The organism is Kouleothrix sp. 19917 (assembly GCF_057073505.1).
The window spans coordinates 4,429,356-4,442,873 of sequence record NZ_CP097099.1 but is presented as its reverse complement, the minus strand read 5'-3'; the positions used below and the strand labels follow the sequence as shown (position 1 = coordinate 4,442,873).

The window sequence follows — 13,518 nt, the reverse complement described above, 5'->3', positions numbered from 1 at the left end:
GCCGCAGGCCGTATCGAGGGGTGCCAGCGACGATCGACAAGAGTTGCAGGTTTACAGGTTGCAGGTTTGCGAAGGGCACTGTACCAGCCTGCAAAGGCGCTGCACCAGCCGGCAAAGGCGATGTACCAGCCGACAACGACAATGTACTAGTCGGCAAAGACACTGTACCTGTCGGCAAAGACAATGTACCAGGCGGCAACGACGATGCACCAGCCGACAAAGGCACTGCACCTGCCGGCAACGACAATGTACCGCCCGGCAATGACAATGTACCAGGCGGCAACGACGATGCACCAGCCGACAAAGGCACTGCACCGCCTGGCAAAGGCAATGTACCAGCCGGGAATGACAATGTACCGCCGCTCACCCTTTCACCCCCTCACCCCGTCATCTTGTCGCCCGCGCTCGCCAGCAGCCGCCACACGCGCAGCACCTCGGCCACGCCCCAGGCTTGCGCCACCGCGCCACGCGGCAGGTGCGGCGGGTCGCCTTCGAGGATTTCCGACACGCTGCCCAGGCACGCGTCGCGCAGGTGGTGCTCGAACGGGCGCAGAAAGGCCAGTGCCGCCGCAGCATCGCCGTAGGTGCGGAAGTGCGCCTCGGCAAACGCGCCAATCGGCCAGCTCCACACCGGCCCCTGGTGGTACACACTGTCGCGCGCTTTTGGCGTGCCAACAAATGTCCCGCAGTAGGCCGGGTCGGCGGGGTCGAGCGAGCGCAGGCCATAGCTGGTGAGCAGCGCGCCCGCCGTCGAGTCGACTGCGCGCCGGGCGGCCTCGCCCGCCACAATCGGGTGGTGCAGCGATGCCGCGAAAATCTGGTTGGGCCGCAGCGTCCAGTCGTCGCCGCCCGGCCCGTCGACCACATCGGCAAGATGGACGCGGTCTGCGCGCACAAAGCGGCGGGCGAAGGAATCGCGCGCCTGCTCGGCCAGGGCGTGGTAGCGTGCCGCGCCCGCGTCGCCGCGCGCCGCCAGCCAGCCGCCCAGCGTGCGCAGCAGGTTGTACCACAGCGCGTTGATCTCAACCGGCTTGCCAATGCGCGGCGTCACCACCCAGTCGCCGATCTTGGCGTCCATCCATGTCAGCTGCAGGCCCGGCTCGCCCGCGCGCAGCAGCCCGTCGCGCGCATCCACGCCAATGCCAAAGCGCGTGCCGGCAATGTGCTTTTCGGCAATGTCGTGCAGTGTGGGAAGCAGCTCGTCCACCAGCGCGGCGTCGCCGGTGGCGTGCTCGTAGGCGCGGATGGCCTCGACGTACCATAAGGTCGCGTCGACGGTGTTGTAGCCAGGGATGACGCCCGCGCTGTCGGGGAAATTGTTGGGCAGCAAGCCATCGGCGACATAGCGCGCAAAGGTGCGCAGAATGCCGGCCGCGTCGGCGGGGCGGCCAGTCGCCAGCGCGAGGCCAGGCAGGGCGATCATGGTGTCGCGCCCCCAGTCGTTGAACCAGTGGTAGCCGGCGATCACGGTTTTGCCGGGCTGCGCGGGCTTGGCGGCTGTGGGCGGCTCGCCGCGCTGCACAACGAACTGGTCGGCGGCGAGCACAAGCTGCTGCACCACCGGGTCGGCATGGTCGGCGCGGGCCTGGCGCAGCAGCGCGCCCTGGCGCGATTGGGCGGCGAAGAGCGCGCGCTCGGCGTCGGTGTCGGGCTGGGCTTCGGCGGAAAACACCAGCGTCCACGCCTCGCCGGGCTGGATGGTAGCGCGGAACGTACCAGGCGCAAACATGTCGGATTCGGTGTCGTCGAAGCCGCGCTCGTGCTCGACCCGGTGAAAGAAGTTTTCGAACCAGTCGTTTTGTGGCGTGAAGCTGCCTGCGCTGGCATGCATGTGGAGCGGGCGCGCGCCCGGCGCGGCCAGGATCGTCGCGCCCTGCGGGCCAGCATCGACATGAAACGCGTGGTCGGCGCGGCGGCTGAGCGTGTGGAAATCGCGATACGTCACCAGTGGCGTAATCGCCAGGGCGATCGGCGTGCTGCCCCGGATGAGCCGGTAGCGCAGATAGGTGGTATTGGCGCCATCGGGCATCCACACTCGTTTTTCCAGTATCGCATCGCCCAGCGCGTAGCGCCACACCGGCAGCATACCTTCCAGCGCAAACGACTCGCAAAAGGCAAAGCCGTGCTGGTCGATTGTGCCGCCCGCATACTCAAAGGCGAACAGGGGCGTGCGCGTGCCGGCATACTCGGCCCACTCGACCGCCGCGCCCACCAGCACGGTGCGCGCCACTGGCGGCTCCAGCGCGGCCACCAGCAAGCCGTGGTAGCGGCGCGTGTTCGGGCCGGCCAGCGTGCCCGAGGCGTAGCCGCCCAGGCCGTTGGTCACCAGCCACTCGCGGCGCAGCCCGGCCAGCAGGTCGCCGCAGACCTCGCGGCCAAATGCCACCAGCGGGCGGCTAAGGATTGCCTCGGCATGTTCTGGCATGGCTGTAACCTCGGGCGCTGCCTTGCGCGTCTGTATGCATGGAAATGGTGATGAATGAGCTTTAATGAGGATCGGACGCAATGCATTATACACTTCCCGCGCCGCTGCCGATGCCGTGGCAGTTCAAATCGGTCAGCAGCGCGCAAACGCGGCTGGCGCACCTGCCGAATGGGCAGCTGGAGCTGACGATCAAGCACGATTTGCTGCGTGGCGTAAGCCGCGAGATGCTGGCGTGGTGGTTCTGCCGGATCGACGGGACGATGGAGTATAGCGGGCAGATCGTGCCGCGCTACCGTGTCTGGCACCCGCGCGATCATATTTTCTACCGCGATGTCACGCGCGCCGCCGACGGCACCGGCAGCGCCGGGACGCTGCGCCGCATTGTCGAGGCATTTGATCGCCAGCGGCGCTATATGGTGGATATTATCGACCGGGTGGTGAAGCTCGACGAAACCGGCATTCTGCTTTCGACTGAGCAGGCCGCGCTGACTTTTGGGCGCGTGCACACGCCGCTGCTGCCGCTCGGCGTCGATGTTTCGACGCTGCAGCACGATTTCATTGCTGCGCCCGCTGGCACGCGCTACGAATCGCGCATGCTGGTTGGCCGCGACAGCTTGTTTGGCCGGCTGCTGCTGAACCGGCGCATTCTGCCCTGGCTGGTGATGCCCGACGACATGGGGCGGGCCTGGCTGCAGCATAATGTCGAAGAAGTTGGCAACTTCGAGCGCTTTTTGCCCGCGCTCTACGAGCAGTGGCAGGAACATGGCGAAGCGCTGCCCGCGAACGCTGGCTAGCGCGCTTTCAGCGCAGGGGTTAGCGCGTGGGGAATGGGGTGTTGGTGATTACAAAGCAGAAACGCTCCCCCGTTTCCGCATCGCTTTTTTTGATACTGCACGAGCGCGAAACGCCGCGCCAGCATCGAAGCCGCCCAATTGCCGGGCGGCTTCGATGCTGGCGCGGCCCGCCTTATTTAGCCCGCGCTTTTTTGCGGCGGGCTGGCGGCGCATCCGAGGCAACCGCCGTTTCGAGGTCGCCTTCGTTATCGCGCATCTCGGCGGCGGGCACAACCTTGAAGCGCACCATGTCGCCGGAGGTGCGCTGGAACAGAAGGCCAATGCCGCGCCGTTTGGCAGCAGCTTTCATGCGGTTGCGCACGGTCAGGCGTTTTTCGCCCGGGTCAAGCGATGCCTCGCCGTAATCGCCCGTTTCGTATTCGCTGAGCATGGTATCGTATGCTTCTTCGGCCAGCTGCCGTTTGCCTTTGCCTTTGTTCTGTAGCGCCGTTACTTCCTGGTCGCTGAGTTTGCGTACCTGTGGCATAATCGCTCCTTTCAACCGCTTTGCCGATATTTCTGTGCAGATGCTTCACTTCAGGCAGCGCCTTCTCTTCAAAAACTGTGCCATTGATTGCGATTGCTGCCATTTTTCCTTCTTCTGGCAGAAAAGAGCACAAAGTCGCCGTCAGCGTGCCATGCCTCCTGTTTTGAACAAAATTGAACACACCAGCGCCAGGGTTGGTTAGGCCCTGGCGCTGGTGTGCGGGAACTGATGTGCGCGCCGCGCTACATTTGTGGCTCGGCCAGCGGCGTGATTGTCACCGCAACGAATGGCGCAAGCGGGAAGGAATTGCTGATTTCCTGCGCCTCATTCAGCGAGCCGGCGCGCAGCACCTGCCAGGCGCGCGAGTTGTCGGCGGCGACGAACAATCCCTCGCGCACGCCGGCAGCGTCGAGCTTCATGCCGTGCTCGATCTCGGCGGGGATGAGCGCCAGCAGCTCGGGCGTGGGCGCCTGGGTAAATGCTGATTCGACCAGAAATCGCATTGGGGTGCTCCTTTCGAGCTATTTCAAATTCAATACCATTCCACGAAATTGTGAAGAACGATTGCCACGAAGGCACGAAGACACGAAGCGCGAAATTGCAGAAACGCCAACCCTATAGCAGTTTGCAGTTGGCAGGATGCAGGAGGCAGTGGTCTTTCCGCTTTGCATTGCGTTTCTCGCCAGCACATACATGGTCAATCGTTCTGGAAACCGCTATAAAGCCAATATCATTCAAATAAGCACCAAGACACCGAGGCAGCAAGTTTTTGTGTGATTCTCAAGCCCTCTGTGCCTCTGTGTCTCTGTGGTAAACGTTTCTGTCGTCTTTATTTGAATTGATCCTAACCCTCGGTCCCACGCCGCTAGCCTGGCACATGCGCCATGTCTTCGGCGTTGGCCTGCGTGCTGGAAGGCGCGCTGCTCTGGTCGGCGGGCTGCGGGGTGACGCGGTGCAGCCCCTGCTGCTGAATGAGCTTGGCGACCAGCCCGGTCCAGCCGGTCTGGTGGCTTGCGCCCAGGCCCGCGCCCGTGTCGCCGTGGAAGTACTCGTAGAACGGAATGTAATCGCGCCAGTGCGGGTCGTTCTGGAACAGCGCTGTGTCGCCAAACACCGCGCGCTGGCCGGCATCGCCGCGCGTGAACAGGCTGATCAGGCGGCGCGACAGCTCGTCGGCGATCTGGGTGAGCGAAAGCAGCTGGCCCGAGCCGGCCGGGCACTCGATCTGGAAATCGTCGCTGTAGTAGTGGTGGAACTGCTGCAAGGCCTCGATGATCAGGAAATTGACCGGGAACCAGATCGGCCCGCGCCAGTTCGAGTTGCCGCCGAACAAGCCGCTGCGCGATTCGGCTGGCTCGTAATGCACCTCGTAGGTCGTGCCGTCAAGCTCCAGCTGGTAGGGATGCTCGGCGTGGATGCGCGACAGGGCGCGAACGCCGTAGGGCGACAAAAACTCGGCTTCGTTGAGCACGCGCGCAATCACGCGCTTCATGCGGTGGCCGCGACAGATCGCCAGCAGGCGGCGCTCGCCCGCGCCCGGCACCTGCCAGTGCGAAACCAGATCAGCGAGATGCGGGCGATGTTCAAGAAACCACTCCATGCGCGTAGCGAACTCGGGCAGCTTCGCCAGCATCGCCGGCTCGATTGTTGTGACTGCGAAAAGCGGGATGACGCCGACCATCGAGCGGATTTTCAGCGGGATGTTCTGGTGCGGGCCGAGGTGCAGCACATCGTAGAAAAACTCGTCTTCCTCGTCCCAGAGCGGAATACCCTCGCCGCCAATATTATTCATCGCTTCGGCAATATACAGGAAATGCTCGAAGAACTTGGTGGCAATGTCCTCGTAGACCTGATTTTTGGTTGCCAGCTCCAGCGCGATCGTGAGCATATTCAGGCAGAACATGCCCATCCAGCTGGTGCCGTCGCTCTGCTCGATATGCCCGCCGGTCGGCAGCGGCGCGCTCCGGTCGAACACGCCAATGTTGTCGAGGCCGAGAAAGCCGCCCTGAAAGACGTTCTTGCCCTCGGTGTCCTTGCGGTTGACCCACCATGTGAAGTTCAGCAGCAGCTTGTGGAAGATGCGCTCCAGAAACGCCACATCGCCTTCGCCAGTGCATTTCTGCTCGATCTTGTACACGCGCCAGGCCGCCCACGCCTGCACGGGCGGGTTGACATCACCAAAGGCCCATTCGTAGGCGGGAAGCTGGCCGTTGGGGTGCTGAAACCACTCGCGGCCAAGCAGCACCAGCTGGTTTTTCGCAAACTCGGTGTCGAGCAGCGCCAGCGGGATGCAGTGAAAGGCAAGATCCCAGGCCGCAAACCAGGGGTATTCCCAGGTGTCGGGCATGGAAAGAATGTCGGCGCTGTTGAGATGCATCCAATCGCGGTTACGCCCGTCCCAGCGCTCGGCGGGCGGCGTGGGCTGGCCGGGGTCGCCGCGCAGCCACACGTCCACATCGTAGTGGTAATACTGTTTCGACCAGAGCATGCCCGCGAAGGCCTGGCGCTGGATCATGCGCTCGTCGTCGCTGAGCGCGCCGGGCTGAATCTCGGCGTAGAAGGCGTCGGCCTCGGCCTTGCGCTGGGCGAAGATCGTGTCAAAGTCGGCGAAGGCCGAGGGCGGCAGGTGGATCGCGGGCGTGTCGGCCGCGCCGTCGGTGGCGGCGGGCTGCGGCTCAGCGCGGGCGTGGATCAGGTTCAGGCGAATCGTGGCCGTCTCGCCCGCGTCGATGCTCAGGCGGTAGTGCGCGGCGGCTTTGGTGCCGGTCTGGGCCGGGTTCACGGCTTCGGCGCGGCTATTCACCACCGCGTCGTTGATGCCATCCTTGACGTAGGGCGTGGGGTTGGGCGTGCCAAACAAGCGCGCGGCGTTGGTGTCGTTTTCGGTGAACAGCAGCGCCGGGCCGCCCTCGGCTACCAGCGTGTAGGAACCCAGGCTCCAGTGTTCGGCCAGCATGCAGGCGTGTGAGGCATCATTGTCGGGCGCGGCGCGGCGGATGACCGGGCGGCGATCTGCGCCGTCGTGTTCATCGCCCCAGGCCCAGGTGTTGCGGAACCACAGCGTCGGCAGCAGGTGCAGCTCGGCGGGCTCTGGCCCGCGATTGGTGGCGCTGATGCGGATGAGCATGGCGTGCGTGCTTGATTTCGCATATTCTATTTCGACATCGAAGTAGCGATCTTCGGCAAACACGCCCGTGTCGATCAGCTCGAACTCGGGGTCGGCTTTGGTGCGGGCGCGGCTGGCAGCCAGCAGTTCGTCGTAGGGAAAGGCGGCCTGCGGGTACTTGTAGAGCATACGCATATACGAATGCGTTGGCGTCGAGTCGAGGTAGAAGTAGTATTCCTTGACATCTTCGCCGTGGTTGCCTTCCGGGCCGGTCAGGCCAAACAGCCGCTCCTTCAAAATCGGGTCGCGCCCGTTCCACAGCGCCAGCGCGAAACACAGGCGCTGCTGGTCGTCGCACATGCCGCCAATGCCATCTTCGCTCCAGCGAAAGGCCCGCGAGCGCGCATGGTCGTGGGGGAAGTAGTCCCAGGCGCTGCCGCCGGGGCTGTAGTCTTCGCGCACAGTGCCCCAGGCGCGATCCGCCAGGTATGGCCCCCACAGTTTCCAGTGCGCGTTTTTCAGGCGCTCGTGCTCGGCTGAAGTGAACTCTGGCATGGCTCAGGCTTCCTGTCTGCAATGACGACGAAGGGTGTACGATTGACCCTTCGACAAGCTCAGGGCAGGCGACCGACCCTTCGACAAGCTCAGGGCAGGCGACCGACGACGAAAGAGTGAACCACGAAGGACGCAAAGGGCGCGAAGAGTTACAGGTTTGCAGGTTTGCAGGTTTGCAGGTTTGCAAGTGCTTGGTTCTGTGGTTCTTGGTTCTGTGGTTCTCTGCCCCCTTCGTCCTTCGTCTTTCGTCCTGCCCGCTACACGTTCTTCAGGTATTCGCGGATCATCAGCGCGGCGGTGGCGCCTTCGCCGGCAGCGCTGGCCGCCTGCTTGGTGCTGCCCAGCCGCACGTCGCCGGCCGCGAAAATGCCCGGCACGCTGGTTTCGAGCGTGGGCGTGGTGACGATAAAGCCGTACTTGTCGCGCTCGATTGCGGGCGGCAGCCAGCCGCTGTTCGGCGTCAGCCCGATGAACACAAACACGCCCGCCGGCTCCAGTTCCTCGCTCGCGCCAGTGGCGCGGTTGCGGATGCTGATGCCGCTGAGCTTGCTCTCGCCGTGCAGCGCCGTCACCTCGGTGTTGTAGCGCACCTCGACCTTGGGCGTCTCTTCGATTTTGTCGATCACAACCTTGCTGGCGGTCAGGCGGTCGCCGCGCGCCAGGATGGTCACCTTATCGACAAAGCGCGTCAGGAACAGGCTTTCTTCGCCCGCGCTGTTGCCGCCGCCAATCACCGCGACCTGCTTGCCCTTGTAGAAGGGGCCGTCGCAGGTGGCGCAGAAATGCACGCCCGCGCCGATCAGGTCGTCTTCGCCGGGCACGCCCAGGCGCTTGTAGGTCGAGCCGGTGGCGATCAGCACGGCGCGCGCGCCATAGCTGTTGCCGTCGGCGGTTGTCACGTAGTGCGATTCTTCCTCGCTGCGCAGCGCGGTCACTTCCTGCGCCTGCAGCAGCTCCACGCCGAAGCGGCGCGCCTGCAAGGTCAGGCGGTCGGCAAATTCCGCGCCGCCAATGCCATCGGGGAAGCCGGGGAAATTGTCGAGCCGCTCGGTCACGCCGGCCTGCCCGCCCAAGCCACTCCGCTCGATCACCAGCACATCCAGGCCCTCGCGCGCGCCATACAGCGCGGCCGTCAGGCTGGTTGGGCCGCCGCCAATGCAGATCAGGTCGTAGTAATCCATCTTGGCGCGCGTCTGCAGGCCCAGCTTGGCGGCCAGCTCGGCGTTGCTCGGCTCGATCAGCATGCTGCCGTCGTCGAACACAATCGTCGGGATGATGCGCTTGCCGTTGTTGGCGCGCTCGACCAGCGCCAGGCCGTCGGCGTCCTGCTCGACATCGACCCAGTTGTAGTGCACGCGCTGCTCGCCCAGAAACTTCTTGGCGCGCTTGCAGTCGCTGCACCAGGTTGCGCCATACACCGTTAGGTTTGTGTGGGACATGGGGAATGTCTCCTTTGTTCTCGCATGCGGTTCTGCGAGTGTAGTCTGCGGCGCGGCGGATTTGTTACAGGCGGTGAACCAAGAGCAGATCAGTTGGGGCACAGCGTTTTGGTTTATCGCTCGGTGGCCTCTGTGCGCTCTGTGGCATAATAGTGTGGCCTTCGGCAATAGGCGCTGCTATTTCCGCGCAGGCGGGTTTTGTATTATACTGCGCGTGCCGAGAGCAAACCGCATGGATGTGGCGCGAGCGCGGGTCTGGCGGCGTGGTTGGCTGATTGGAGGCGCCATTTTTATGGCCGAGATCGAACAGGAACCGACGAATTCCGGCCCACCGGCCAGCGACGACGATCTGCAGCTGGTTGCGGCGCTGCGCGCGGGCGACGAAGCTGCCTTTATGACGCTGGTCGAGCGCTACAACGCGCCGCTGCTGCGCCTGGCAATGATGTATGTGCCAAGCCGCGCCGTGGCTGAGGATGTGGTGCAGGAAACCTGGCTGGGCGTGCTGCAGGGGCTGGCGCGTTTCGAAGGCCGCTCGTCGCTGAAAACCTGGATCTTCCGCATTCTCACCAATCGCGCCAAAACACGCGGCCAGCGCGAAGGACGCACTGTCCCCTTTTCCGATCTTGCCTCCGCCGACGCCAGCGCATCTGAAACCAGTGTCGACGCCGACCAGTTCTGGCCGGCCGATCACCCGTCCTGGGCGAATATCTGGGTTTCCTACCCGCGCAACTGGAACGAGCTGCCCGAAGATCGCCTGCTTTCGCGGGAAGTGATGGAGCGCGTGCGCGCGGCAATCGCGGCGCTGCCGCCCACCCAGCGCGAAGTTATTACGCTGCGCGACATCGACGGCTGGAGTTCGGAAGAAGTTTGTAACATTTTGGAAATAACTGAGACCAACCAACGGGTATTGCTGCATCGCGCGCGGGCAAAAGTGCGCAAGGAAGTCGATCAATACCTGAATGCAGATATAGTATGATTCGAGAATATTTAACCTGCCGCGAAATGGTCGAGCTGGTGACCGAATATCTTGAGGGCGCAATGCCGCCGCGTGAGCGCGCGATCTTCGAGGCGCACCTGGCCGTGTGCCCGGGCTGCACCGCCTACTTCGAGCAGATGCGCGCCACGATTCGCATGACTGGCCATCTCACCGAAGAGTCGATTGAGCCGGAAGCGCGCGATACGCTGCTGGATGTGTTCCGCAACTGGAAGCGCGCCAGGGCCGGCAATTCGTAGCCCGACAACTGACGACCGACGACCGAATTTTACCACGAAGGCACGAAGACACGAAGGTATGAGAGGTTGCAGGTCTTGGGTGGAAGGTTTGCGGGTTGAAGGTTGCAGGTTGAGCGACGACCAACAATTTCGTCCTGAGTAGCGCGTAGCGCGTATCGAAGGGCGACGACCAGATCGTTCGCCGCAAAGGGCGCAAAGGGTGCGAGTTGCGTGTTGCAGGTTTGAAGGTTGCAGGTCGCGGGTTGAGCGACGACCAGCAATTTCGTCCTGAGTAGCGCGAAGCGCGTATCGAAGGGCGACGACCAGATAATTCACCGCAAAGGGCGCGAAGTTGCGTGTTTGCACGGTGCAGGTTTGCGGGTTGAAGGTTGCAGGTTGAGCGACGACCAGCAATTTCGTCCTGAGTAGCGCGAAGCGCGTATCGAAGGGCGACGACCAGATCGTTCGCCGCAAAGGGCGCGAAGTTGCGTGTTTGCGCGTTGCAGGTTGTCACCCTTTCACCCTTTCACCCCTTCATCTTGTCACCCGCTCACTCCTTCACTGCCACCTACCCCAGCGTAATCTCCCCGCCCTCGATTGTGGTGTTGCCGCTGGTCTTCCCCACGTCGACGTTGATATGTGCCGTGCCGCCGCTCATGTCGAGCTGCGCCGCTTCGATGCTGCTGTCGGCGGCCGTTTCGACCGTGATGGTGCTGTCGAGCGTACCTTGCTTGATTGTCGCCTTGGGGCCAACGACATGCCCACCCGCCGCCAGCTCGCCCACGCGGATGTTGAGCACGGCATGCGCCGCGGCGGCGGCCTGCGCGCCCGCGCCGGAAGCGGCAAACAGCACGCCGTCGGCGTCGCGCATATACAGCACCGGCACGCCCCAGTCGCGCCCATCCTTGTCGGCATTGTAGGCAGCCACGCGCCCGGCCGCCAGCGCCTGCTCGATCGGCAGACCGCCGGCCAGCGCGCCATACAGCTGCTTGCTGAACGCAATCGCGCAGGCATCCTTGATCGGCAGCTGGTTGGCAATCACCGCCGGGATCTGCTGCTTCACGAGCGCGGGCGCAACGCCGCTCCACACATTCACGCCATCGCGGCGGCCCGTTTCGCAGCCGCCCAGCACCGCCAGGCGCACGCCCTGCCCGCGCAGGTTAATGCCAAGCTGCTCGGCATCAACCGATTGATCGTAGAAGGCCAGCGCGCCGGTGCCAGTGTAGGTGCCGGGTTGGTCGGCCATCTGGCGCGTGAAAACGCCATGACCGGCGAAGTGGAAGATTGCGGTGCCGGGCAGCGCGGCCAGTAGTTCGTCGAGCGTAGCGTCGGGTAGCCACACCGGCGCGATGCCGGGCTGGCTCGCAAACGCCGCCTGCAGATCAGCCTGCTCGCGCGCCAGGTCGAGCGGCGGCAACCCCTCGGCCGAGGCCAGCGCCGCCAACACGCGCAGCGGCTCTTGCGCCAGCGGCTGCGAATCGGGCGCGGCCAGCGCCTCGTGGCGCACAATCGCCACGCGCGGGTCGAGCGCCAGAAAGCCATCCATGCCATCGCCGCCGCCCACCCGCTCGACATACACATATTCCCACGGTAGCACCGCCAGCTGCGGCGGCAGGCGCAATCGCAGGCGCAAGCCCTCGTCGGGGCCGATAGTGAGCAGGCTGCCTGCCAGCAGGTCGCCCGCGCCAGCTAGCGCGCCCGCCGCCTTGGGCGGCAGCAGCAAACTTGCAAGAGTGCGGCCCAGCGCCACCATGCCGGCGTGATCGAGCGCGCGGGTTTCGAGCTGCTGCAAGCTCAGCTGCAGCGCCTTGTCGTCGTAAGAAACGGCGGCGGCGTCTTCGGGGCGCATTTCGCCCGCTGGCGATGCTAGCACGCGCACGCTGAAGCCGCCCACGCGGCGCTTGTCGGGCGTGCGCTCCAGCGTGGCGCTGGCCGCCTCGATGGTCATGTCGTGGTAGCGCATTGCAATTCCTCGCTTGCTATCTTCATATGGCAGACTGCAAATATGCTGAGCCACAGAGAACACAGAGATCACAGAGTATAAAACCAGCTTCGGTGTTCTTTGCAGCTCGATTGATCTGCAATTCGTGGTTTGCCAACTGCAAACTGCTAACTGTATCCTGCCGACGGCAAACTGCTATAACCCCTAAGCCCTGCGCGTCGCGTGCACTAGCCAACGCTGGTGTGGTAGGCGGCCAGGAAATCGCCCCAGCCGGTGTTTTTTGCGTAGGCGGTGGCGGCGTAGTAGGGCGAAATCGGCAGGCCCGCGCCGGGCGGCAGCAGGTAGGTCGTCAGGCCGCCGACGGTGGCGTAGGCCGTGCCGACATGCTCGCTCGCCAGGGTGAGGGCAGGGTTGGCGAGGGCGGCAAGCACGGCGCGGGCGGCCTCGCCAGCCAGCTCCGCGCCGGGCTCGGTGGCGAGCACCTGGCAGAAGCTGGCGAGATCATAGAGCTGGAATTTGAACTTGTGGGCTTTGCGATGCGCCGCCCACACCGCATCGCTCAGCTCGGTGATGTGCTCGCGCAAGGTGTCTGCCAGCGCGCCAGCCGCGCTTGCCAGCAGCGGGATGCCGTCGAGCTTGAGGGCGGTGAGCGTGACGCCCTCGGGCAAACCCTCGCTGCCCCAGGGCAAGGTACTCTCGCGAAAAGTGGCGCAGTAACGCTCGACCACAAGCTGGCCGAGCGCGGCGGCATCCAAGTCGGGTGCGGCGGCCAGGCGCGTCAGCAGGTCGTCGAAGGGCCAACCCTCGGCGGGCATGTCTTCGGCGGAAGCAACATACACTTCGGCGTTGCCGCGCAGCTGATAGGCCACCTCGGCACAGCTCATCTGGCAGGCATTCATGCCCACGAAATCGAGTGGGCGGCCCAGCGCGCGCGCGGCCTGCGCCACCACGCGCCCCAGCTCGATCGTGTCGAGCGAGTGGCCGCTGCCGTCGTCGCGGGCGATGGCGCGCTCGCTGGGTGTGGGCCGCGTGATCAGCTCGCGTAGCGTGGAGGAAAAAAAGACCTGCCCGCCCGTGTCTTCCGGGCCGCGCTGCTGCAGCTCGCCGGGGGTGACGGGCACGGCGGCGGGGTTTTGCTGCGCCATGCGCTCGATCTCGCGCGGCTCCCAGCCGCTGCCGTGGCTCCACAGCACCAGCGCGTAGCGCCGCGCCGGGGCCGTCTGCGCAGCCCAGCCAATGAAATCGAGCAGCGTTTCCGGCGCGCCCGAGTCGATTGGCCCAAGATCGGTGTCGGGCGCCGCCGTGCCAATCGCGCGCCGCACTGTGCGCGCAGGCGTGGCCTGCTGAACCAGCACCCGCACCCGATCGTTCAGCACGGCGCGGCCCATGCGCACCACGCTTGCTTCCCCAACCTCAGCGGCATCGTTATGGGTGGCGAGGTAGATCATCCAGGTCCAGTCGGCATCGTCCATACGCGCTCCTTGTGCAGATAGCGGGCAGATAGCAGATGGAAGGGCGG

Annotated in this window: 10 protein-coding genes; 3 read left to right on the top strand and 7 right to left on the bottom strand. The window is 64.4% G+C overall.

The genetic code is table 11. The features are described 5' to 3' along the window. Positions 1–379 precede the first annotated feature (379 nt). Positions 380–2,425, bottom strand: a complete 2,046-nt coding sequence (locus M1P90_RS18145; RefSeq protein WP_483696696.1) for an amylo-alpha-1,6-glucosidase — start codon at positions 2,423–2,425, stop codon at positions 380–382. Between the two features lie 80 nt (positions 2,426–2,505). On the opposite strand from M1P90_RS18145, the gene M1P90_RS18140 reads away from it, so the two are divergent. Then, positions 2,506–3,219, top strand: a complete 714-nt coding sequence (locus M1P90_RS18140) for a DAPG hydrolase family protein (RefSeq protein WP_483696695.1) — start codon at positions 2,506–2,508, stop codon at positions 3,217–3,219. Between the two features lie 172 nt (positions 3,220–3,391). Here the strand turns inward: M1P90_RS18140 and M1P90_RS18135 are convergent, their stop codons facing one another. From M1P90_RS18135 to M1P90_RS18120, 4 genes are all read right to left on the bottom strand, one after another. After that, on the bottom strand, positions 3,392–3,745 hold the full coding sequence (locus M1P90_RS18135; protein WP_483696694.1) for a hypothetical protein: 354 nt from the start codon (positions 3,743–3,745) through the stop codon (positions 3,392–3,394). Between the two features lie 242 nt (positions 3,746–3,987). After that, positions 3,988–4,248, bottom strand: a complete 261-nt coding sequence (locus M1P90_RS18130) for a muconolactone Delta-isomerase family protein (RefSeq protein ID WP_483696693.1) — start codon at positions 4,246–4,248, stop codon at positions 3,988–3,990. A 362-nt stretch (positions 4,249–4,610) separates the two neighbouring features. After that, on the bottom strand, positions 4,611–7,406 hold the full coding sequence (locus M1P90_RS18125; RefSeq protein WP_483696692.1) for an MGH1-like glycoside hydrolase domain-containing protein: 2,796 nt from the start codon (positions 7,404–7,406) through the stop codon (positions 4,611–4,613). A gap of 257 nt (positions 7,407–7,663) precedes the next feature. Next, complete coding sequence (locus M1P90_RS18120; RefSeq protein ID WP_483696691.1) at positions 7,664–8,845, bottom strand: FAD-dependent oxidoreductase; 1,182 nt, start codon at positions 8,843–8,845, stop codon at positions 7,664–7,666. A 292-nt stretch (positions 8,846–9,137) separates the two neighbouring features. On the opposite strand from M1P90_RS18120, the gene M1P90_RS18115 reads away from it, so the two are divergent. Both M1P90_RS18115 and M1P90_RS18110 read left to right on the top strand, forming a co-directional pair. After that, positions 9,138–9,821 (top strand): RNA polymerase sigma factor, encoded by a 684-nt coding sequence (locus tag M1P90_RS18115; protein ID WP_483696690.1) that lies wholly within the window; start codon positions 9,138–9,140, stop codon positions 9,819–9,821. After that, complete coding sequence (locus tag M1P90_RS18110; RefSeq protein ID WP_483696689.1) at positions 9,818–10,078, top strand: anti-sigma factor family protein; 261 nt, start codon at positions 9,818–9,820, stop codon at positions 10,076–10,078. Before M1P90_RS18115 ends, M1P90_RS18110 begins: the two co-directional genes overlap by 4 nt. Positions 10,079–10,625: 547 nt before the next feature. Here the strand turns inward: M1P90_RS18110 and M1P90_RS18105 are convergent. Together M1P90_RS18105 and M1P90_RS18100 are read right to left on the bottom strand one after the other, a co-directional pair. Then, complete coding sequence (locus M1P90_RS18105) at positions 10,626–12,020, bottom strand: CHAT domain-containing protein (protein ID WP_483696688.1); 1,395 nt, start codon at positions 12,018–12,020, stop codon at positions 10,626–10,628. Between the two features lie 206 nt (positions 12,021–12,226). Beyond that, on the bottom strand, positions 12,227–13,471 hold the full coding sequence (locus M1P90_RS18100) for a clostripain-related cysteine peptidase (protein WP_483696687.1): 1,245 nt from the start codon (positions 13,469–13,471) through the stop codon (positions 12,227–12,229). Positions 13,472–13,518: the final 47 nt, after the last annotated feature.